This window comes from Mycobacterium genavense ATCC 51234, from assembly GCF_000526915.1.
Classification (GTDB): Bacteria; Actinomycetota; Actinomycetes; order Mycobacteriales; family Mycobacteriaceae; genus Mycobacterium; species Mycobacterium genavense.
This window is the reverse complement of sequence record NZ_JAGZ01000005.1, coordinates 35758-56645: the sequence shown is the minus strand read 5'-3', so window position 1 is coordinate 56645 and position 20888 is coordinate 35758. Positions and strand designations below refer to the sequence as shown.

General features: G+C 68.2%; 15 protein-coding genes and 4 pseudogenes. 11 read left to right on the top strand and 8 right to left on the bottom strand.

The annotated features are described in order from the left end of the window. Positions 1-10: 10 nt before the first annotated feature. From hsaC to hsaA, 3 genes are read right to left on the bottom strand one after another with little or no spacing between them, the layout of a single operon-like run. A complete protein-coding gene (hsaC, locus tag T428_RS0112850; protein WP_025736803.1) occupies positions 11-913 on the bottom strand; it encodes an iron-dependent extradiol dioxygenase HsaC in 903 nt (300 codons plus the stop codon). Continuing rightward, positions 913-1785, bottom strand: a complete 873-nt coding sequence (gene hsaD, locus T428_RS0112845) for a 4,5:9,10-diseco-3-hydroxy-5,9,17-trioxoandrosta-1(10),2-diene-4-oate hydrolase (protein ID WP_025736802.1) — start codon at positions 1783-1785, stop codon at positions 913-915. Before hsaD ends, hsaC begins: the two co-directional genes overlap by 1 nt. Beyond that, on the bottom strand, positions 1785-2969 hold the full coding sequence (hsaA, locus tag T428_RS0112840; protein ID WP_025736801.1) for a 3-hydroxy-9,10-secoandrosta-1,3,5(10)-triene-9,17-dione monooxygenase oxygenase subunit: 1185 nt from the start codon (positions 2967-2969) through the stop codon (positions 1785-1787). The genes hsaD and hsaA overlap by 1 nt, the downstream gene beginning before the upstream one ends. 155 nt (positions 2970-3124) lie before the next feature. Between hsaA and T428_RS0112835 the strand changes: the two genes are divergently transcribed. Next, the gene (locus T428_RS0112835; protein WP_025736800.1) at positions 3125-4207 is read left to right on the top strand and encodes a ferredoxin--NADP reductase; all 1083 of its coding nucleotides are present in this window, start codon (positions 3125-3127) and stop codon (positions 4205-4207) included. Positions 4208-4236: 29 nt separating this feature from the next. Beyond that, entirely contained in the window at positions 4237-4773 is a 537-nt protein-coding gene (locus T428_RS0112830; protein WP_025736799.1) for a hypothetical protein, read from the top strand. 74 nt (positions 4774-4847) lie between these two features. On the opposite strand, the gene T428_RS0112825 is transcribed toward T428_RS0112830, so the two are convergent. Further along, the gene (locus T428_RS0112825; protein ID WP_025736797.1) at positions 4848-6980 is read right to left on the bottom strand and encodes an acyl-CoA dehydrogenase family protein; all 2133 of its coding nucleotides are present in this window, start codon (positions 6978-6980) and stop codon (positions 4848-4850) included. Positions 6981-7254: 274 nt separating this feature from the next. On the opposite strand from T428_RS0112825, the gene kstR reads away from it, so the two are divergent. Then, positions 7255-7857: a cholesterol catabolism transcriptional regulator KstR gene (kstR, locus tag T428_RS0112820; protein WP_025736796.1), complete on the top strand. Its 603-nt coding sequence runs from the start codon at positions 7255-7257 to the stop codon at positions 7855-7857. A 4-nt stretch (positions 7858-7861) separates the two neighbouring features. On the opposite strand, the pseudogene T428_RS27740 reads toward kstR, so the two are convergent. Then, positions 7862-8940, bottom strand: a pseudogene (locus tag T428_RS27740) (Rv3575c family transcriptional regulator). Positions 8941-9089: 149 nt separating this feature from the next. Here T428_RS27740 and T428_RS0112810 point away from each other — a divergent pair. From T428_RS0112810 to T428_RS27735, 7 genes and pseudogenes are all read left to right on the top strand, one after another. Continuing rightward, positions 9090-10016 (top strand): metal ABC transporter solute-binding protein, Zn/Mn family, encoded by a 927-nt coding sequence (locus T428_RS0112810; protein WP_025736795.1) that lies wholly within the window; start codon positions 9090-9092, stop codon positions 10014-10016. Next, a complete protein-coding gene (locus tag T428_RS0112805) occupies positions 10003-10830 on the top strand; it encodes a metal ABC transporter ATP-binding protein (protein WP_036467962.1) in 828 nt (275 codons plus the stop codon). Before T428_RS0112810 ends, T428_RS0112805 begins: the two co-directional genes overlap by 14 nt. Beyond that, positions 10827-11687: a metal ABC transporter permease gene (locus tag T428_RS0112800; protein WP_025736793.1), complete on the top strand. Its 861-nt coding sequence runs from the start codon at positions 10827-10829 to the stop codon at positions 11685-11687. Before T428_RS0112805 ends, T428_RS0112800 begins: the two co-directional genes overlap by 4 nt. A 12-nt stretch (positions 11688-11699) precedes the next feature. Continuing rightward, positions 11700-12425, top strand: a complete 726-nt coding sequence (locus T428_RS0112795) for a sensor domain-containing protein (protein WP_025736792.1) — start codon at positions 11700-11702, stop codon at positions 12423-12425. Between the two features lie 9 nt (positions 12426-12434). Next, complete coding sequence (locus T428_RS0112790; protein WP_025736791.1) at positions 12435-13193, top strand: LamB/YcsF family protein; 759 nt, start codon at positions 12435-12437, stop codon at positions 13191-13193. Next, positions 13193-14113, top strand: coding sequence for an MBL fold metallo-hydrolase (locus tag T428_RS0112785; protein WP_025736790.1), 921 nt, complete (start codon positions 13193-13195; stop codon positions 14111-14113). Before T428_RS0112790 ends, T428_RS0112785 begins: the two co-directional genes overlap by 1 nt. Before the next feature lie 3 nt (positions 14114-14116). Beyond that, a pseudogene (locus T428_RS27735) lies at positions 14117-15358 on the top strand (SLC13 family permease). Here T428_RS27735 and T428_RS27730 read toward each other — a convergent pair. The 3 genes and pseudogenes from T428_RS27730 to T428_RS35750 all read right to left on the bottom strand — a co-directional run. Continuing rightward, positions 15359-16631 (bottom strand): annotated as a pseudogene (locus T428_RS27730) (cytochrome P450). Then, positions 16559-19222: a LuxR C-terminal-related transcriptional regulator gene (locus T428_RS27725; RefSeq protein ID WP_245604893.1), complete on the bottom strand. Its 2664-nt coding sequence runs from the start codon at positions 19220-19222 to the stop codon at positions 16559-16561. The pseudogene T428_RS27730 and the gene T428_RS27725 overlap by 73 nt, the downstream one beginning before the upstream one ends. Positions 19223-19346: 124 nt before the next feature. Next, positions 19347-19493, bottom strand: a pseudogene (locus T428_RS35750) (hypothetical protein); the annotation flags it as partial. Positions 19494-19637: 144 nt separating this feature from the next. Here T428_RS35750 and T428_RS27720 point away from each other — a divergent pair. Further along, positions 19638-20747, top strand: a complete 1110-nt coding sequence (locus T428_RS27720) for an FAD-dependent oxidoreductase (RefSeq protein ID WP_211243949.1) — start codon at positions 19638-19640, stop codon at positions 20745-20747. Positions 20748-20888: the final 141 nt, after the last annotated feature.

Below are 20888 nucleotides of genomic sequence, written 5' to 3'. Positions count from 1 at the left end.
GCGTGAAAAACTAACCCTTGAAGCCGACGCTGAAGTCGTGGCCCCACAGGCTGATCGCGGTGCTCTCCCGGGCGATCCAGTCGTCGTCTTCGACTTGTCTTCCCTCACAACCGAATTCGACGTCGAATCCACCCGGGCTTTTCATGTAGAAGGACAGCATCAGGTCGTTGACGTGGCGGCCGAGCGTGGCCGACATCGGCACCTTCTTGCGCAGCGCCCGATCCAGGCACAGGCCGACGTCGTCGGCCTGTCCGACTTCGACCATCAGGTGCACGATGCCGCTGGGGGTCTGCCCCGGCATGAAGGCCAGGCTGTGGTGACGCGGGTTGCAGCCCAAAAACCGCAGCCAGGCCGGCGGCCCGTCGGCGGGCCGACCGACCACCTGGGGTGGCAGCCGCATCGAGTCACGCAGCTTGAAGTCCAGCACATCGCGGTAGAAGTGCAGCGTCTCCTCGTCGTCACGGGTGGTCAGGACCACGTGACCGAGGCCCTGTTCCTCGGTGACGAACTTGTGCCCGTACGGGCCGACCACGCGGCGATGCTCGAGGGCGGCGCCGTGGAAGACCTCGAGGCAGTTACCCGACGGGTCGGAGAACCGGATCATCTCGTCCACCCGGCGATCAGCCAGTTCGGCGGCGGTGGCCTCCTTGTAGGGTGTGCCCTCGACGTCGAGCCGGTTCCGAATCTCCTGCAGGCCAGCGGCATTCGCGCATTCCCAGCCCGCTTCGATGAGGCGGTCCTGCTTGCCGGGCACAATCACCAGCCGGGCCGGAAAATCATCCATCCGCAGATACAGCGCACCCTCGGTCGCACCCTTGCCCTCGACCATGCCCAGGACCTTGAGTCCGAATTCACGCCAGGCCGCCATGTCGGTGGCCTCGATGCGCAGATAACCCAGCGAGCGGATGCTCATCACGCACCTCCCAGGAAATCGATGGTGAGCTTGTTGAACTCGTCGAACTTCTCCACCTGCGCCCAGTGCCCACACTGCCCGAAAACGTGGAGCTGCGCACGCGGGATGGTCTTGAGTGCGACCAGCGCGCCGTCGAGTGGATTGACCCGATCCTCGCGACCCCAGATCAGCAACACCGGCTGACGCAGCCGATGCACCTCGCGCCACATCATGCCGAGCTCGAAATCCGCTCCGGCGAACGACATTCCCATCGCGCGGGTCGCCGTCAGCGATTCCGGTGTGCTGGCCAACGCGAAGCGCTGGTCGACCAACTCCGGAGTGATCAGCTTTTGGTCGTAGACCATCACTCGCAAAAACGCCTCGAGGTTCTCGCGGGTGGGCTCGGCGGAGAACTTGCCCAACCGCTTGACACCCTCGGTCGGGTCGGGCGCGAACAGATTCACGCTCACCCCGCCCGGGCCCATCAGCACCAGGCGCCCGGCCTTGACCGGGTAGTCCAGCGCGAAGCGCACCGCGGTGCCACCGCCCAGCGAATTGCCCACCAGCGGAACACGTCCCAGGCCCAGCTGGTCGAACAGCCCCTTTAGCGCCCGGGCCGCGTAGCGGTTGAACTGCCCGTGCTCGGCGCGCTTGTCGGAGTGGCCGTAGCCCGGCTGGTCGACGGCCAGCACGTGAAACCGCTGCGCCAGCACGCCGATGTTGCGGGAGAAGTTGGTCCAACTCGCCGCACCCGGACCGCCGCCGTGCAGCAGCACGATCGTCTGCTCGTGGCCCAAGCCCGCCTCGTGGTAGTGCAGCTTGAGCGGGCCGTCGACGTCGACCTCGGCGAACCGCGACGTGGATTCGAAGGTTATTTCTTCCGTCGCCGTCATCAGACCATGGTATCGCCCGGCGGCAACCCGAACTCGTTGTTCCCGAAGATCTGGTAGGCCCGCTCCGGGTCGTTGGCCGCGTGCACCCGCCCGGCGTGCGCGTCGCGCCAGAACCGTTGCACCGGTTGATCATTCATCAACGCGGTGGCACCGGCCGCCTCGAACAGCCGATCGATGGAGGCGATCGCACGCCCGGTGGCGCGCACCTGGTCGCGGCGAGCGCGGGCGCGCAGGTCGAACGGGATCTCCTTGCCCGCGGACAACAGCGCGTATTCTTCGGCGACGTTGCCGCTCAGCTGCCGCCAGGCGGCGTCGATGTCGCTGGCCGCCTCGGCGATGCGGACCTTGGCGAACGGGTCGTCCTTGGCCTTCTCCCCGGCGAACGCCGCGCGCACCCGCTTGCCCTGGTGGTCGACGTGGGCGTCGTACGCCCCGTAGGCCATTCCCACGATCGGAGCCGAAATGGTGGTGGGATGCATTGTGCCCCAAGGCATCTTGTAAACAGGCGCGGTGTTGGTCTGATACCCGCCGGCGGTGCCGTCGTTCATGGCCTTGTAGGACAGAAACCGGTGCCGGGGCACGAAGACGTCCTTGACCACCACGGTGTTGCTGCCGGTGCCGCGCAGCCCGACAACATGCCACACGTCGTCGATGCGGTACTCGCTGCGCGGGATCAGGAAACTGCCGAAGTCGACGGGCCGGCCGTCCTTGATCACGGGCCCGCCGAGAAACGCCCAGGTGGCGTGGTCGCAGCCCGACGACCAGTTCCAGGATCCGTTGACCAGATAGCCGTCGTCGGTCACCACGCCCGCACCCATCGGGGCGTACGACGACGAGACCCGGGTCTTGGGATCCTCGCCCCAGACCTCCTCCTGGGCTTGCTGGTCGAACAGCGCCAGGTGCCAGTTGTGCACGCCGATGATCGAGCTCACCCAGCCGGTGGACCCGCACGCGCTGGCGAGCCGCCGCACCGCCTCGTAGAACAGCGTGGGGTCGCATTGCAGACCACCCCACTGCTCGGGCTGCAGCAGTGTGAAGAAGCCGACCTCGTCGAGCTCGGCAACGGTCTCGTCGGGCAGCCGGCGCAGGTCCTCTGTCACCTGGGCGCGCTCGGCGATCTTCGGAAGCAGATCGTCGATCCCCGCCAAGACCGACTGCGCGTCACGCTGTTGAATGGACGTCACTTAGGTTTGCCTCCTGGGCCAGACTTACTCAGTGGACTTACCCAGCAGACTAGAACATGTTCTGATTTGTGTCGAGCAGGGTATTCCTGCGCCTGGTAGCGATACAAATCGGGTTTTCTGTAACATGTTCTAGTTGTTACGAAGGGAGGGCGGTCTTGACGGACGCAGATCTGGACGAGCCACTCGGCGACCACGTACTCGAACTGCAGATCGCCGAGGTCGTCGAGGAGACCGACGATGCGCGCTCGCTGGTGTTCGCGGTGCCGGACGCGTCGGGCGATCCGGAGATCCCGCCGGAGCGGCTGCGCTACGCACCCGGCCAGTTCCTCACGTTGCGGGTGCCCAGCGATCGCACCGGCTCGGTGGCGCGCTGCTACTCGCTGTGCAGCTCGCCGTTCACCGACAACGCGTTGACCGTCACGATCAAACGGACCGCCGACGGCTACGCGTCCAACTGGCTGTGCGACAACGCCCAGGCGGGCATGCGGATCCACGTGCTGGCGCCGTCGGGCACCTTCGTCCCCAAGACGCTCGACCAGGACTTCCTGCTGCTGGCCGCCGGCAGCGGCATCACCCCGATCATGTCGATCTGCAAGTCGGCGCTGTCCGAAGGCGCCGGGCAGGTGACGCTGGTCTACGCCAACCGCGACGAAAGCTCGGTGATCTTCGCCGAGGCGCTGCGCGAGCTGGCGGCCAAGTATCCCGACCGGCTCACGGTGCTGCACTGGCTGGAGTCGCTGCAGGGGCTGCCCAGCACGGCGGCGCTGGGGAGGCTGGCCGCGCCGTTCACCGATCGGCACGCCTTCATCTGCGGACCCGGCCCGTTCATGGATGCGGCCCGCCAGGCGCTCGAGTCGCTGAAAGTGCCTGCGGCACAGGTTCATATCGAGGTGTTCAAGTCGCTAGATTCCGACCCGTTCGTCGCGGTCACGATCGAGGACACCGATGCGGGTGACCAGCCGCCGGCCACCGCGATCGTCGAACTGGACGGCGAGACGCACACGGTGTCGTGGCCACGCAGCGCGAAACTGCTCGACGTTCTGCTGGCCAAGGGGCTCGATGCGCCGTTCTCCTGTCGGGAAGGCCACTGCGGGGCATGTGCCTGCACGCTGAAAAGCGGCAAAGTCAGCATGGAGGTCAACGACGTGCTCGAACAGCAGGACCTCGACGACGGGCTAATTTTGGCCTGTCAATCTCACCCGGAATCTGATTCGGTAGAAGTCACCTACGACGATTAGTCGCGGGAGTTCGACGGAAAGGGCGCGGGATGAAGCGGTTGGCAACGGGCGTGGCCGCCGTCGGACTGGCGTTGGCTTTCCTGCCCGCACCGGGGGCCGGCGCGGCGAGCAACACCGCCACCACGCTGTTCCCGCTGGACGGCCCGAATCAGCTGGAAACGCATATGTTCCTCAACTGCTTCAAATTCGACGGCCATTGCGACTTCGTCGCCGGGGCCGACACCCGTACCCCCGACGGCGGCGTGATCGGCTTCCCGCCCGGCCTGTGGGCGCGCCAGACCACCGAGATCCGGTCCAACAACCGGATGGCCTACCTGGACGCGCACGCCAACGGGCAATACGAGCGGGTCATGAAATCGATGGGGACCGACGAGATCACCACGGTCTACTTCGGTGAAGGACCGCCGGACAAGTACCAGACCACCGGGCGTATCGACTCCACCGATTGGGGCACCGGCCAGCCCAAGACCGACGAAACCGTCTACACCTGCACCCACATTCAGGTGGTGTACAGCGGGGTCAACATCACCTCGCCGAGCACCTGCGCCGTGACGACGTTCTCCTAGCGCTTGGGCGCCGAGCCGGTAACTCCGCAGCCAAAATGCGAGTGAGGCCGCTAAATCACAGGCTCGGCGAAGACTCAGCGGGGCAGGCCGAGCAGCCGCTCGGCGGCCACGGTCAGCAGGATCTGCTCGGTGCCGCCGGCGATCGTCAGGCAGCGGGTGTTCAGGAAGTCGAACACCGCCCGGTCGCCGTCCGCCCGGCGGTCGACCAGCCCGCCGCCCTCGGCGACGTCCATCGTGAATTCGGCCAGCGCCTGCCGGTAGCGGACGCCGATCAGCTTGCGCACGCTCGATTGCGCGCCCGGATCCTGCCCGCCGACAGCCAGCTGGGCGATGCGCTGGTCCAGCAGCGCGCCGGTCTGGGCCAAAATGGTCAGCCGCCCCAGCCGGTCCTGCTCGGCGACATCCAGGTCCCGCTGCGCCAGCAGCTTGAGCAGCTCTTCCATCGGGTTGCCCAGCGCGGTGCCGTTGGCCATCGCGACCCGCTCGTTGGCCAGCGTGGTGCGGGCCAGCCGCCAGCCGTCGTTGACCGCGCCGACGACCATCTCGTCGGGCACGAAGACGTTGTCCAGGAACACCTCGTTGAACAGCGAGTCGCCGGTGATCTCGCGCAGCGGCCGGATGTCGATGCCGGGCGATTTCATGTCGACCAGGAAGTAGGTGATGCCCTTGTGCTTGGGAGCGTCGGGATCGGTGCGCGCCAGGCACACGCCCCAGCGCGCCTTGTGCGCCGCCGACGTCCACACCTTCTGCCCGCTCAGCAACCAGCCGCCGTTCCCGCGCACCGCCTTGGTGCGCAGCGACGCCAGGTCGGAGCCGGCTCCCGGCTCGGAAAACAGCTGGCACCAAAGGAATTCGCCACGCATGGTGGCCGGCACGAATTGTGCGATCTGCTCGGGGGTGCCGTGCTCGAGGATCGTCGGCGCCGCCCACCAGCCGATCACCAGGTCGGGTCGGTCCACTCCGCCCGCGGCCAGCTCCTGGTCGATCAGCAGCTGCTCCGCCGGCGAAGCGGCGCGGCCATACGGCTTGGGCCAGTGCGGTGCCTGCAGGCCCGCGTCGGCCAGGGCCACCTGCCGCTTCTCGACGGGCAGCGCGGCGATCTCGGCGACGGTTGCGGCGAGCTCGGCGCGCTGACCCTCGACCTCGGCGAGGTCGATGCTCAGCCGTCGGCGCACCCCGTCCTGGGTCAGCTCGGTGATGCGGCGCAACCAGCGCTCGGCGCCCCCGAGGTACCGGCCGATCGCGTGCGCGCGGCGCAGATACAGATGCGCGTCGTGCTCCCAGGTGCAGCCGATACCGCCGAGCACCTGAATGCAGTCCTTGACGTTGGCCTTCACCGCGGCAATCGCGACGCCGGCGGCCAGCGCGGCGGCGATGGAGAACTGGTCGGCGTCAGACTCGCCGGCGGCGCGGGCCGCGTCCGCGGCGGCCACCTCGACCTGCTCGGCGCGACACAGCATCTCCGCGCACAGGTGCTTGACGGCCTGGAAGCTGCCGATCGGCTTGCCGAACTGCTCGCGCACCTTCGCGTAGTCGACCGCGGTGGTCAGCGACCAGCGGGTGACCCCCGCCGCTTCGGCGGCCAGCACGGTCGCGGCCAGCTCCTCGACCCGCCGCCGCGACTCCGCGATCGGGGTCGCCGGGGCCGATGCCAACACCACGCGCGCCAGCGGCCGGGAAAAGTCGGCGGCCTGCAACGGTTCCACCCGCACGCCGTCGCCGGTGGTGTCGACGAGGACAAACGTGTCGCCGGCGGGTAACAGCAACAGCCCGCCGTCGGCGCCGCCCAGCACGAAGTCGACCGTCCCCGAGGCCACCCCGCCGTCGAACCGCACGTCGCCCTCGAGCGCCAGACCGGCGAAGCGCTCACCGGAGGCGAGCGCCGACAGCACGTCGGGATCGGTGACAACCAGGGTGGCCAGCGCGGTGGTCGCGATCGGTCCGGGGACCAACGCCTTGGCCGCCTCCTCGACCATCGCGCACAGATCCTCGACGCTGCCGCTGGCCCCGCCGGCGTCCTCGGCGATGGCCACTCCGAACAGGCCCAGGTCGGCCAGCCGGGCGAAAACCGGTCGCCAGGCATCCGCATTGCCCTGCTCGACCTCGCGGATTGCCGCCGTCCCGCCCGGCCCGGATGTGGTGTTGCGGGCCCAGTCGCGCACCAACTCGCGCGCCGCGAACTGTTCGTCGGTGACGGTCGCTACCACTGGGACCCTCCGGGTGCTGGATTCAACGTGACCATTTAGTGGCGCTATGGCCCACTAGAACGTGTTCTAATAGTGCCAGTGATCGACCGTCAAGTCGAACGCCGTTACAGCAGGACAGCTCGCTGTCCCCGGCGGGATGGAGGTGGGAAATTCACATACGACTTGGTTATCGTTTGCGAACGAACCGCCCGAAAGAGGAGCAATCCGTCAGATGTCGTCAGCGAACGATAACTCGGGCCACGCCTCCGACTCGCAGCCGCGCGAGGTCGTGAACATGGCAGTACTGGCCGAATCCGAGCTGGGTTCGGAGGCACAACGCGAGCGTCGCAAACGCATCTTGGATGCCACCATGGCGATCGCGACCAAGGGCGGCTACGAGGCAGTTCAGATGCGCGCGGTGGCGGATCGCGCGGATGTCGCGGTCGGGACGCTGTACCGCTACTTCCCGTCCAAGGTGCACTTGCTGGTGTCGGCACTGGGGCGGGAGTTCAGCCGCATCGACGCGAAAACCGACCGCTCCGCGATGGCCGGTAGCACGCCGTTCCAGCGGCTGAATTTCATGGTCGGCAAGCTCAACCGGGCGATGCAGCGCAACCCGCTGCTCACCGAGGCGATGACGCGCGCCTACGTGTTCGCCGACGCGTCGGCGGCCAGCGAGGTCGACCAGGTGGAGAAGCTGATCGACAGCATGTTCGCGCGCGCGATGAGTGACGGCGAACCGACCGAGGACCAGTACCACATCGCCCGGGTGATCTTCGACGTGTGGTTGTCGAACCTGCTGGCCTGGCTTACCCGGCGCGCGTCGGCGACCGACGTCAGCAAGCGGCTCGACCTGGCGGTGCGGTTGCTGATCGGCGATCAGGACTCCAGCCGGTAGGCGCCTAGACCGGCGGGCCCGAGGTCCGGCCCCGGATCAGCTCGGTGTCCAGCAGCTCGACGACCGGCAGGCCGGACCGTGGCGGGCGGAGCAGCAGTTCCCCGGCCCGGCGGCCCTTGCGCAGGCTGGGCTGGGCCACCGTCGTCAAGCCGCGGCTGATCGCCTCGGGAACCCCGTCGAAGCCGGTGACGCTGATCTGGCCGGGCACGTAAATGCCATGTGCGCGAAGGTAATCCATCGCCGACAGCGCCAAGATGTCCGCGGTGCACATCAATGCGGTGATCCGCGGATTGGCCTCCAGTGCCGCCTTGGCGGCCTCGCCGCCCGACTCCGGCAGGTGTTCGTAGCTTTCCACCACGGTCAGCATGTCCGGGTCTACACCGGCGGCGGCCATGGCGTCCCATACGCCGGTGATGCGTTCGCGCTGCACGTCGAAAGTCAACGAGCGCAACCGATTTGCGTCGGCCACGCCTTGGCGGCGATCCTGGCCCAGTCGCATCGTCAGCAGGCCGATCTCGCGATGCTCCAGGCCCAGCACGTATTCGGCGATCTCGCGCATCGCGGCTCGGTCGTCGATGCCCACCCGCGACGCCCCGGATAACCCCTTGGGCTGGTCGACGACCACCACGGGCAGCCGCCGCTGCAGCACCACCTGAAGGTAGGGATCGTCGTCGCGGACCGAATAGACCACGAAACCGTCCACCCCGGCGGCCAGCACCGCGGCCTCGCCGTCCTCCCGGCTGCGGCTCGGCCCGACGGCGACCAGCAACAGGCCCTGGCCCTGCTCTTCGCACGACTGCGCCACGCCCGTGACGAAGTCGCGCGCCGCCGGGTCGCTGAAGAAATACGTCAGCGGCTCGGCCATCAACAAGCCGATCGCACCGGCCTTGCGGGTGCGCAACGAACGCGCCACCGGGTCGGGGCCCGCTTGCCCAGCCGCTTGGCCGTGGCGAGTACGCGTTCGCGGAGGTCGGGTGAGAGTTGGTCCGGCCGGTTGAACGCGTTCGAGATGGTGGTGCGGGACACCTTGAGTTCGGCCGCCAACGACGCCAGAGTCGCACGTCGGCGCGAGGTGGGACTCACGTTCGCCGACGCTACCGCGCGTCCTCGCCGGTGCCTAAGCCAGCGCGATCTGCCACTTTCTAACGGAAACGATTTTCATTAGTATTATGGGTCGGCGCTCCGGACAGCCACCGGAATATCACGCCCGCGGGCAGCGCTGATGGGACGAAATGACACAAGCAAGCGAGGGTTCGCGCGTTCTGACGGCGTTGGCCGTGTGTGTGGTCGGGGCCGCAGTGGTCACCGGGTGCGGCGTCGCCGGCTCCGCGCACCAACCGGGGACCGGCGTGGTGGCCTCGACTGAAGTGTGGGGAAGCGTTGCCGATTTTGTCGCCGGACGGCATGTCAAGGTCAGATCGATCCTGTCCGGCGCCACTGTCGATCCGCACACCTATCAGGCCAGCGCCTCGGACGCCGCGTCGCTGATGGACTCCGGATTGGTGGTCTACAACGGCGGTGGCTACGACCCCTGGGTCACGCAGGTGCTGAACGGCCACTCGAACATCAAGTCGGTGGACGCCTACTCGTTCGCCGGTAAGGCGGATAGCGGGGAGCCCGACGAGCACGTCTTCTACGACCTCGGCATCGCCAAGGCCGTCGCCACCACCATCGCCGACCGGCTCGCCGAAATCGATGCGGACAACGCGAACGACTATCGGGCCAACGCCACCGGGTTCGGCCGCGACGCCGATGCGATCGCGGCTTCCGAACGCTCCATCGCCGACACGTATCCCGACGCCGCGGTGCTTGCGACCGAACCGGTTGCGTACTACCTGCTCAAAGCCACGGGCCTGACCAATCGCACTCCGCCGGCGTTCATGTCGGCCAACGAGAACGGAACCGACCCGTCGCCGGCCGACATGGCCTACGTCTTCGACCTGGTCAACCGCCACCAGATCGCGGCGCTGCTGGTCAACCCGCAGACGGCCACGCCCGCGATCAGCGGCCTGCAGGATGCCGCCCGACGTGCGGGTGTGCCGGTCACCCAGGTGACCGAGACGCTGCCCGACGGCGCCGATTACCTTTCCTGGCAACGCAATACCGTGCAGGCGTTGCAGGCCGCATTGCGATCGAGCGGGAACAATGCCCGTCATTGACCAAGCCGTCGAGACCGCCGATCCGCGGCCTCCCGCCGTCTCGCTCACCGGTGCCCGGCTGGCGTTCGGCGATCGCGTGCTGTGGGACGATCTCGACCTGTCGGTGTCGCCGGGTGAGTTCATCGCGGTGCTCGGCCCCAACGGTACCGGCAAGACCTCGCTCCTGAAGGTGTTGCTCGGACAACTGCTGCTCAGTGCGGGAGCCGCCCACGTCGACGGCAAGGAGGTCACCGCGGGCAACGGAGCCATCGGCTATGTGCCCCAACACCGCCCGATCGACCGGGACGTGATGCTGCTCGGCCGCGACCTGGTCGCCCTTGGCATCGACGGAAACCGCTGGGGTGTCCTGCCGTTGCGCGCCGCCGAGCGCCGACGCCGCCGACTGGCCGTGCGGCAAGCGCTGGCACAGGTCAACGGCGACCGGCTGGCCGATGTCCGGGTGGGGCTGATGTCGGGTGGGGAGTTGCAGCGCGTGCGCATCGCGCAGGCGTTGGCCAGCGACCCGATGCTGCTGCTGTGCGACGAACCGCTGCTGGCACTGGACCCGGCCAACGCCAAACTGGTTGCGGCGCTGATCGACCGCCGCCGCCGCGAGGCCAACACCACGGTCATGGTGGTGACGCACGAGATCAACACGATCCTGCCGTATGTCGACCGGGTGCTGTATCTGGTCGACGGTCGCTTCCGCATCGGCAGCGTCGAGCAGGTGATGAACACCGAGACGCTGTCCACGTTGTACCGGGCCGACATTCAGGTGGTGAAGGTCAACGACCGCTACGTGGTGATCGGCGACGACAGCGGGCACGCCTTATGAACAACCAGCTCGCCGACGTACTGGGTCATCTGCTTTCCTTCGACATCACCGCCGCCCTGCTGAACCACGACTTCGTCCAGCAGGCGCTGCTGGCGGCCGCTCTGCTGGGACTGGTCGCGGGGCTGATCGGCCCGTTCATCGTGATGCACCAGATGTCGTACGCCGTGCACGGATCCAGCGAATTGTCTTTGACCGGAGCAGCATTCGCGTTGCTGGTCGGATTTCAAGTGGGCCTGGGCGCCTTGCTCGGCAGCGCGGTGGCGGCCGCGCTGTTCGGCCTGCTCGGTCAGCGCGCCCGGGAGCGCGATTCGGTGACCGGGGTGGTGCTGGCGTTCGGGCTGGGTCTGGCGGTGCTGTTCATCTACCTCTACCCCGGACGCACCACGACGAGCTTCGCGTTACTCACCGGCCAGATCGTCGGCGTGGGCTACACCGGACTGGTGGCACTGGCACTGGTGTGCCTGCTGGTCGTCGGCGTGCTGGCGGTGTGCTACCGGCCGCTGTTGTTCGCCACCGTCGACCCCGATATCGCGGCCGCCCGCGGCGTGCCGGTCAAGGCATTGGGCATAGTGTTCGCGGCGCTGGTGGGCGTGGTGGCCGCCCAGGCCGTGCAGATCGTCGGCGCCCTGCTGGTGATGTCGTTGCTGATCACTCCAGCGGCCGCGGCCGCGCGGGTGGTCGCCTCGCCCGCGGCTGCCATCGCAGCCTCGGTGATCTTCGCCGAGGTGGCGGCGGTGGGCGGGATCGTGCTGTCGCTGGCGCCCGGTGTCCCGGTGTCGGTGTTCGTCGCAACGATCTCGTTTCTGATCTATCTATTCTGCTGGCTGCTGGGACGACGGCGGGAGGCCAGCACTTAAGCTTGTCGCGCGATGTACCCGGTACTTCGATGGACGATCGCCTTGTTCGCCGCTTGCACGCTGACCGCGGGCTGCACCAGGATGGTCGACGGGACCGCGCTGGCGGCCGCACCCGGTAGCCACACCACCACCGACTCATCGGCCAGACCCGTTCCGCCGGTGATGGCCACCACCACCCTGGAGGGCCTGCTGTTGAGTCAGGACCAGCTGGTCGCCCTCGCCGGGGGAGCGAACATGGCGCTGGTCGGCACCGCCACCGGCACCTCGGATTCCTCGCAGATCATCGACGATCGCACCTGCCTGGGACTCGCTTCGGTGGGCGACATGACGGTCTACGCCGACAGCGGATATCTCGCGATGCGCGGCAACCAGTTCAGCACGCCCAATGCCGTCCAAGCCGACGTCACCCAGCTGGTGACGTCGTTCACCACCGGAGGCGACGCCAGGGCGTTATTGCAACGCGCGCAACAGGACTGGCGGCGATGTGCCCAGCGCCGTTACGGGTTTCACTCCGCCAACGGCAATCACAGCTACTTCCCCACCCAGGACTTGCGGGTGCTCGGCCCGCGCATCGCATTGTCGATGCGCCAGGAGGAGGACCCCCGCTGGGGCTGCTCGCACGCGATGGCCGTGCAGGGCTCCGTCGTCGTCGAGGGCAGGGTCTGCCTGCTCGACAAGGACACCGATCGGGCGGCCGAGAGCCTCCTCGACCAGATCGTTGCCAAGATTGGGCAATAAGCTAGGCAGGTGGCCGGTATCGACCTGAACGCCGACTTGGGCGAGGGCTTCGGCGTCTGGAGCCTGGGCGACGACGACGCCATGCTCGGAATCGTCACGAGCGCGAACGTGGCGTGCGGGTTCCACGGGGGTGATCCGGCCGGCCTGTTACGGGTGTGCCGGTTGGCCGCCGAGCGCGGCGTGCGCATCGGAGCTCAAGTCGGCTATCGCGACCTCGCCGGATTTGGCCGGCGCTTCATCGATGTCGCCGCCGAGGATCTGGTGGCCGACGTGGTGTATCAGATCGGCGCCTTGCAGGCGATCGCGCACGCGGCAGGCTTGGCGGTCTGCTACGTCAAACCCCATGGCGCGCTGTACAACACGATCGTCACGCATCGTGAACAGGCCGCGGCGGTGGCAGCGGCGGTACAGCTGGCCGACCCCTCGCTGCCGGTGCTCGGCATGGCGGGTTCGGCCTTCTTCGACGAGGCCGAGCGCGTCGGATTGCACACCGTGGCAGAGGCATTCGCCGATCGCGCCTACCGGCCCGACGGCCAGCTGGTCTCACGCCGCGAACCGAACGCGGTGCTGCGCAACCCCGAGGAGATCGCCCAGCGCGTGGTGCGCATGGCGACCTCGGGTCAGGTCGCCGCGGTCGACGGCAGCCAGATCGCGGTGAGCGTGGAATCTGTATGCGTACACGGTGATTCGCCGGGCGCGGTACAGATCGCCGCCGCGGTGCGTGCTCAGCTCGAGGCCGCGGGTATCGAGATCAGGGCGTTCTGCTGATGAGGCTGAAACTCGGGCGCCCCGATATCGCGCGGTATGCGGATCGGTTCGACGCTCCCGCCGCCGAACCCGGCGGGCTCTCGGCGACCTGGATGGGTGTAGCGACCGTGCTGATCGACGACGGCTCGTCGGCACTGATGACCGACGGCTACTTCTCCCGCCCCGGCCTGGCGCGGGTCGCCGCGGGCAAGCTGTCGCCGTCGGAGGCGCGCGTGGACGGCTGCCTGGCCCGGGCCAAGGTGTCGCGGCTGGCGGCGGTCATCCCGGTGCACACCCACTTCGACCACGCGATGGATTCCGCACTGGTCGCCGACCGCACCGGTGCCCAGTTGGTCGGGGGCGAGTCGGCCGCCAACGTCGGGCGCGGATACGGCTTGCCGGAGCACCGCCTGACCGTCGCGGTTCCGGGCGAACCAATTCGGTTGGGCGCCTTCGACGTGACGCTGGTGAAATCGCACCACTGTCCACCCGACCGGTTCCCCGGCGTGATCGACGCACCAGTGGTGCCGCCGGTGAAGGCGTCGGCCTACCGCTGCGGCGAGTCGTGGTCGACGCTGATCCACCACCTGCCATCGGATCGGCGGTTGCTGATCCAGGGCAGCGCCGGCTTCGTCAAAGGCGCGCTGGCCGGGCGGCGCGCCGATGCGGTCTACCTGTCGGTCGGTCAACTGGGTTTGCGGCCGCGGTCCTACCTGCTCGACTACTGGGCCGAGACCGTGCAGGCGGTGGGCGCACGCCGGGTGATCCTGATCCACTGGGACGACTTCTTCCGACCGTTGTCAAAACCGTTGCGGGCCTTGCCATATGCGGGCGATGACCTGGACGTGTCCATCCGGGTGCTGGACGAGCTGGCCGCACGTGACGGTGTCGCGCTGCACCTGCCGACGGTATGGCGTCGCGAAAACCCTTGGATGGTCTAAACCTTGGCCCTGACCGTTTCGCTGCTGCTGCTTGCCGTGGTCCTGGGGATTCGCCGTCGCGCGCCCGCGGGGCTGGCCGGAGGCGCTGGCCGCGGTTCCGGCCGCGCTCATCGTGGTGGCAATCGGCGCGGTCTCGGTTCACCAGGGGGCCCGCCAGGTCACCGACCTGTCCGGGGTGGTCGCGTTCCTGGGCGCGGTGCTGGTGTTGGCCAAGCTGTGTGACGACGAAGGCCTATTCGAGGTCGCCGGCGCGACGATCGCCCGGACACCGCGCGGTTCGCATTCGCTGCTGCGCCACGTGTTCGTCATCGCCGCCACCATCACCGCCGTGTTGAGCCTGGACGCCACCGTCGTGCTGCTGACGCCGGTGGTGCTGGCCGCGGTGCGCCGGTTGCGAACACCCGTGCGCCCGGGTGCCTATGCCCCGGCCCACCTCGCCAACGGCGCCTCGCTGCTGCTGCCGGTCTCCAACCTGACCAACCTGCTCGCATTTCACGTCGCCGACGTCTCCTTCACCCAGTTCACCTTGGTGATGGCGTTGCCGTGGCTGGCCACGGTCGCCACGCTGTACCTGGTTTTCCGCGGCTTCTTCGCCCACGATCTGCGGGTGGAACCGGACCCGGCGGAACTCGGGCCCGCCCCCCGGCGTCTGGTGTTCGTGTTGATGATGGTGGCGCTGACGCTGGTCGGGTTCGCATTCTCCGAACCGCTGGGGGTAGCCCCGGCGTGGGTGGCGCTGGCCGGCGCCTCGGTGCTGGCGGTGCGCAGCTGCGCCGCCGGCACACCACGTTTGTGGACATCCTGCGCTCGGCCCAGCTTTCGTTTTTGCTGTTCGTGTTGGCACTGGGCGTCGTGGTGCAAGCGGTCACGCGCAGCGGGATGGACCGCGCGATGTCGGCGGTGCTGCCGCACGGGTCGGGGCTGCCGGTGTTACTTGCCATCGCCGCGGTGGCCGCCGTACTGGCCAATGTGGTGAACAATCTGCCGGCCACCCTGGTGCTGTTGCCACTTGTCGCGCCCTACGGGCCCGTCGTGATCCTAGCAGTGCTGATCGGGGTCAACATTGGACCCAACCTGACCTACGTCGGTTCGCTGTCAAACCTGTTGTGGCGACGCGTACTTCGTCAGCATGACGTCGAGGCAAGTGTCGGCGAGTACACCCGCCTGGGCCTGTGCATCGTGCCCCCGGCCCTGGTGGTGGCGGTCGTCACACTGTGGGGGTCGGCGCGGCTGCTGGGGCTGTAGTCAGACGAAGACCACCGTCTTCGCCCGCAGGTAAATGTGGGCGTGAATGGGCTTCGCGGCGACGACCGTGAACGGTGTGGCCAGCGGGAAATCGTAGTCGAGGGAGGCGATCTCAGCGGTGCGGATGATGGTGGCCAGCGCGATGGTGGCCTCCAGCATCGCGAAGTGGTCGCCGATACACGAGCGCGGCCCGCCACCGAACGGCAGATACTGCCACCGGCTGCGGCCCGTCGACCGGTCCGGCAGGAAGCGGTCCGGGTCGAAACACAGCGGATCCTTTCACAGGTCGGGATCGCGGTGTAGCGTGTAAAAGCTCACCAGCGCAATGGTTTTGGCCGGTACCCGGTAGCCGTCCACCACGATGTCGCGGGTGGGCGTTCGGGCCGTCCCCGACGCGGGTGGACACAACCGCAGCGCCTCGTGCAGCACCCGCACGGTCAAACCGAGTTGGATCACGTCGTCCGGGGTGAGCGGGCGGTCACCCAGCGTCGCGACCTCTGCTCGCACCCGGTCCTGAATGCCGGGATGATGTCCCAACGACCACAACGCGTAGGTCAGCGTGGTCGACGTGGTGTCGTGGCCCGCGAGCATGAAAAGCACCAACTCGGCGCAGATCTCGTCGTCGGTCAAGGGCAGACCGGTCTCCGGATCGATCGCCTCGATCAATACCCGCACCAGCGGCGCGTCCCGGTCGGGATCGGCGCGCACCGCATGCAGAATTTCGGCGGCCAGCCCGTGCAGGATGACGTTGGCCCGGCGCGCGGCGCGCTGACTCGGGGTCGGCAGCCAGCGCGGCGGGTTCACCGGCCGCGCCGCACGGTCGGCCACCCACGACAGCGAGGCCCGCAACGCATGCCCGACCTCCTCGGCCCGCTCGTCGAGATCCACGCCGAGCACCGACCGCCCGAGTGCCCGCAGGGTGAGCAGCCGGCATTCGCGGTCCAGGTCCACAATGTCGCCGGCGCGCCAGCCGTCGACGACCCCCTGAGCGGCCGCGCCCATGTGCCCGGCATAGCCGGACACCTGGCGCTTGGTGAACATCGGCTGCAGCGCGCGCCGCCGCGGTAGCCAGCGTTCGTGTGGGAGGTTGAGCAAGTTGCCGCCCATCAGCGCGCATCTCGGCCATCCAACGGACGCGGCCGCGGTCGCAGATCTCGTCGTTGCGGCCCAACAGATCTCGGGCGCCCTGCGGCGTCGCGATCACCACCACGTCCGGCAACAGCCACGCCGGGGCGAGCCGCAGCCGGGTGACCCGGCCCCCGGCGTCCAGCAATGCTTGCAGCTCGTCGACGTAGGACCGTACCGCCTTGAGTTGGCGCCAGTACGGGAGCGGATTCTTCGGCGCCAGGTCCGCCGCCTCGACGACGGGTGTCTTGAGGATCTCGACCATGCCGCACTCCTTCGTTTGCTGAAGGCACGGTATGGCCGCGTTGTGTTTGCGCACATGCATAGCCGACTACCCCACTTGCCGCGCGGACGCGCCGCGTAAGCTTCGTCCCCGCAGGGGCCCGATCGGATGATCGACGCCAGTTCCTCGCGCGACTGGGCCCCCACCCGCTGGCAGGCCCGGTACACGTGACCCTCGACGGTGCGCACCGCCATCACCAGCTGCTCGGCGATGTCGCGGTTAGACAGCCCCGCCACGACGAGTTCGACGACGTCGCGCTGGCGGCCGGACAACTTTATGCCCGTCGGAGTCCGCAGCGCCGGCGTGTGCAACCCGCCGCATTCATCGGCCAACTCCCGGGCCAGGGCCGCGGCATACATCCCGCGTCGATGGTGCTGACATTCGTCGAACGCAACGGACGCCTGCGCCGCCGCGTCGGCGGCGGTGGCCCGATCACCGATCGCCCGGTACGCCGCCGAGGCCGCCAGCAGGCCCTCGCCGTCGCCGGCGAGCAGGGCCGCCGCGTGGGACGCGATGGCATCGGCCAGCGGCAGCGACAGCGTATCGGCCAGCTCGCGCGCCCGCGCCGCCTGCGAGGCATCGCCCCATTGCGCTGCGGCCTGAATGCAGGCGAGCTCATGAGTGGGCTGGCCGCGATCGCGGGCCAGGCGTGCCGCCTCACGCGCGGTTGCCACGGCCTCGGTCAAGTGTCCGTTGGCGGCCATCGTCCAACCGTCGGCCAACGCCAACGCGGTGTGCATGAACAGAAAGTCCGGCGGCACGCACGACCGTGCGGCGGTGACAGCATCATTCGCTTCGACGGCCTGTCCGAGCTTGGCGTGCGCCTCCGCAAGGGCGAAGTACGTCGCCGGCCGCAATCCCGTTGTGACGGAGTGTATTTGCACCCCGGCAACCGCCTCGTGCACCAATCGGGCCGACTCAGCGACGGCGCCGCGGGCCAGCTCGGCGTTACCCAGCAGATAAGAGAGATTCGCATACGCCAGGCCGGGGATCTCGCGAGCCGAGTCGGCCAGTTGCTGTGCCGTGCCGACGAATTCGCCGATCCGTCCGACCAGCCGACAGGCGCGGCCGTAGACGGCGGCGAACCAGTACCGCATATGGGATGCCTGAAATGACGTCGTCGCACGCCGCAGCGCTTGCTCTGCGATGTCCGAAAGGTCGTCGACCTGACCCAACGCCCCCATCGCCATGGTCAGCGCCAGCGAGGCCATCATCGCGTGGAAGCCCGATAATTCCGGGAAAGCCAATGCGGCCCGGGCATTTTCGGCTGCGATATCGCAGCGCGCCGACACCGCGTCCAGACACGCCTGCACCGCCAACCGCTCGGCCCGCTGCGCCGACGTCTCGGGCGCGGCCGCAAGCCCGTCCAGAATCGGGGCGGCGTCGCGCGGCCTGAACAGCCACCAAATCAGGTTGGCCGCCCGCACGGTCGCCCAGTGGTGGCAGCCGGGCAGCCCGTCGCAGGCCATCTCACGCAACGCCGCCTCGGCGAGCTCGCTGCGCCCGAGCAATACCAGGTTCATCGCCCGCACCTCGGCGGCCCCGGGGGCGCCGGCTTGTGTGGCGGCATTGGCGAACCGGTCGGCCAATTCCAGATCGAGCAGCGTCATGGCATGGCGCGCCGATTCCAGGTACAACGCGGGGTCGGGATCGAGATCCGACTCGAGACGCAGCAGCGCGCGGCGCACGGTGCCCTGCATGTCGGCATCGCCGTCGTCACCCAACCACGTCGCCAACCTGCCCCGGATTTCGCAGAGATACAACTCGCCGGCGCTCGCGCGGCGCAGCTCACCGAAGAGCGGATGGGCGAGCCGGGCCATCAATCCGGCGGCGGTGCGCTCGATGTTCACCAAACCCATCCGCTCGGCGGCGGCCACATCGCTGCGTTCCACCAAGTCGCACAGCACGCCAACGGCCAGCGACTCACATTGCGACAGCACGTCGACCACCATCGCCATCCCCGGGCTCAGCCGGCCCATCTGGCGTCTCAGCGTGTCGGACAGGCTGGCCGAGACCGCGACATCGCCGTCCCACATCCATACCCCGGCGGTCTTGCGCATCCGCCCCGCGGCCACCTGATCGGCCAGCAGCTGGCGCAGGAAAAGGGCGTTCCCGCCGGTCAGCTTCTGGAAGCGGGCGGCACTGCGTGCATCGACCGGACCGTCCAGCTTGCTCTCGATGACCTCGCGCGTCGCGGCGGCCGAGAGCGGTTCCAGATCAAGCCGATCCAGCAGCCCGTCCTTCCACAGCGCCGTCACCGCATCGGGTTCGTCGCTGCCGGTGCGGATTGTGACCACCAGTCGCACCCCACCCGACTGCGCCAGCTGGTGGACGACCAGGGCGGACAATCCGTCCAGCAGGTGGGCGTCGTCCACCCCGACCACGACCCGGCCCCGACGTTGTTGCGCGACAAACGAATTGATCACCCGCTGCACATCGGTCAATGGGTTCGACATCGCCTCGCCCAGCGATCCGATGAACGCTCCCAGCGGCAGCCTGCGCCGAGTCGGTGCCGACGATCCACTTCGTCCGCTCCCCCGCCGCCGCGGCCCGCCGCAACGCCTCGTGGGCCAGCCAGGTCTTGCCCACGCCGGCGGCTCCGGCGACTACCACGCCCGAGTGACTGCCCGCTGCGCTGAGGGCGCGGCGAATGATCCCTAATTCACTGTCGCGCCCGGTCAACGGCTCAGCACCGATCACTCGGCGACTACAACGGTGCACGAGCATCGGATGGGCCGCTTTGCCGACGTTTCGGTGAGCCGATGTGTAGCCGCAACCTAGCAGTGGCGTAGTCGACTACGCTGCCGTCGCCGGTCATCGGCCATGAGCATGGCTTTCGTCGGGATAAGCGCTCAGCACAGGCGGTCGGCTATGGCGAAGATCGGCAATCACGCGGTGGTATTGGGAGCGAGCATGGCCGGTCTGTTGGCCGCGCGCTCCCTCAGCGAGCTCTTCGACGTGGTGACGGTGGCGGAGCGCGACCCGCTTCCCGATATCGGTGTCCCTCGCCGGGGGGTGCCGCAGGGTCGGCACCTGCACGGCCTGCTGCCCCGCGGTGCGCAAGCACTGGAGGAATTGTTCCCCGGCATTCTCGACGAACTGCTGGTCGACGGTGCGCATTACCTGGACGGCACGGATCTGTCGCAGGTCTACTACGACGTGGGCGGGCACCTGATGGCCCGAAACGGCAGCGCCCCGTCGTTCACCGCGTACATCGCCACCCGACCTTTCCTCGAGGACCACGTCCGCGCGCGGCTGCGCAGCATTCCCAACATCACGCTACTCGACGAGCACGACATCGTCGACTTGACCGCGACGCCGGACCGCCGTCGCGTCACCGGGGCGCGCGTGGTCCACCGTCGCAACAATGAAGGCCTCACGCTGCGAGCGGATTTGGTGATCGATGCGACCGGACGCGGCGCCCGCACGCCGACCTGGCTGACCGACCTCGGCTACGACGGCCCACGCGAGGACCAGGTCCGGGTGGAGTTGACCTACGTGAGCCAGCTGCTGAGCATGGCACCGGACGCGTTGCACGAGTTCGGTTTCATCGTAGGAACCGCGCCGGGCCGGCCGCGCGGGCTGGGCTTTGTGCATTCGGAGTACGACACCTGGATGTTCACCGTCTTCGGCATCGCGGGTCATGGGCCGCTTCCCGACCTGACGTCGATGTGCGAATTCGTCGAGGACTGCGCGCCACCGCACGTGCTGGCCGCCATACAGGCCGCCGAACCGCTCGGAGCGGCGACGCGGCACCGTCAGCCCTCCAGCCGGTGGCGCCGCTACGACAAGTTGCGGCGGTTCCCCCAGGGCCTGCTGGTTTTCGGCGACGCGATCTGCAGCTTCAACCCGATCTACGGCCAGGGCATGATCGTCGCCGCCCTCGAGGCATTGGCGCTGCGCGACTGCCTGGACTGCGGCACAGCGGATTTGGCCGGGCGATTCTTCCGGGCCGCGGCGGTACCGATCCGCACGGCCTAGGAACTGTCGGCCAATCCGGACCTCTGCCTGCCGGAGATTGACGGCAAGCCACCGTTGCTCACACGTCTGCTCAACGCGTACGTCGATCGGGTGCTCGCCGCGGCCGAATACGACCCCGCCGCAGTCGATCAGGTCTTCCGG

Bases quoted from the DNA above. Each gene is read 5' to 3' on its own strand.
- T428_RS0112810 (WP_025736795.1), top strand. From the start codon at position 9,090: ATGACACAAGCAAGCGAGGGTTCGCGCGTTCTGACGGCGTTGGCCGTG.
- T428_RS0112830 (WP_025736799.1), top strand. From the start codon at position 4,237: ATGAAGCGGTTGGCAACGGGCGTGGCCGCCGTCGGACTGGCGTTGGCT.
- T428_RS27725 (WP_245604893.1), bottom strand. From the start codon at position 19,222: ATGTCGAACCCATTGACCGATGTGCAGCGGGTGATCAATTCGTTTGTC.
- T428_RS27720 (WP_211243949.1), top strand. From the start codon at position 19,638: ATGGCGAAGATCGGCAATCACGCGGTGGTATTGGGAGCGAGCATGGCC.
- T428_RS0112795 (WP_025736792.1), top strand. From the start codon at position 11,700: ATGTACCCGGTACTTCGATGGACGATCGCCTTGTTCGCCGCTTGCACG.
- T428_RS0112800 (WP_025736793.1), top strand. From the start codon at position 10,827: ATGAACAACCAGCTCGCCGACGTACTGGGTCATCTGCTTTCCTTCGAC.
- hsaC (WP_025736803.1), bottom strand. From the start codon at position 913: ATGAGCATCCGCTCGCTGGGTTATCTGCGCATCGAGGCCACCGACATG.
- T428_RS0112785 (WP_025736790.1), top strand. From the start codon at position 13,193: ATGAGGCTGAAACTCGGGCGCCCCGATATCGCGCGGTATGCGGATCGG.
- hsaD (WP_025736802.1), bottom strand. From the start codon at position 1,785: ATGACGGCGACGGAAGAAATAACCTTCGAATCCACGTCGCGGTTCGCC.
- kstR (WP_025736796.1), top strand. From the start codon at position 7,255: ATGGCAGTACTGGCCGAATCCGAGCTGGGTTCGGAGGCACAACGCGAG.
- T428_RS0112805 (WP_036467962.1), top strand. From the start codon at position 10,003: ATGCCCGTCATTGACCAAGCCGTCGAGACCGCCGATCCGCGGCCTCCC.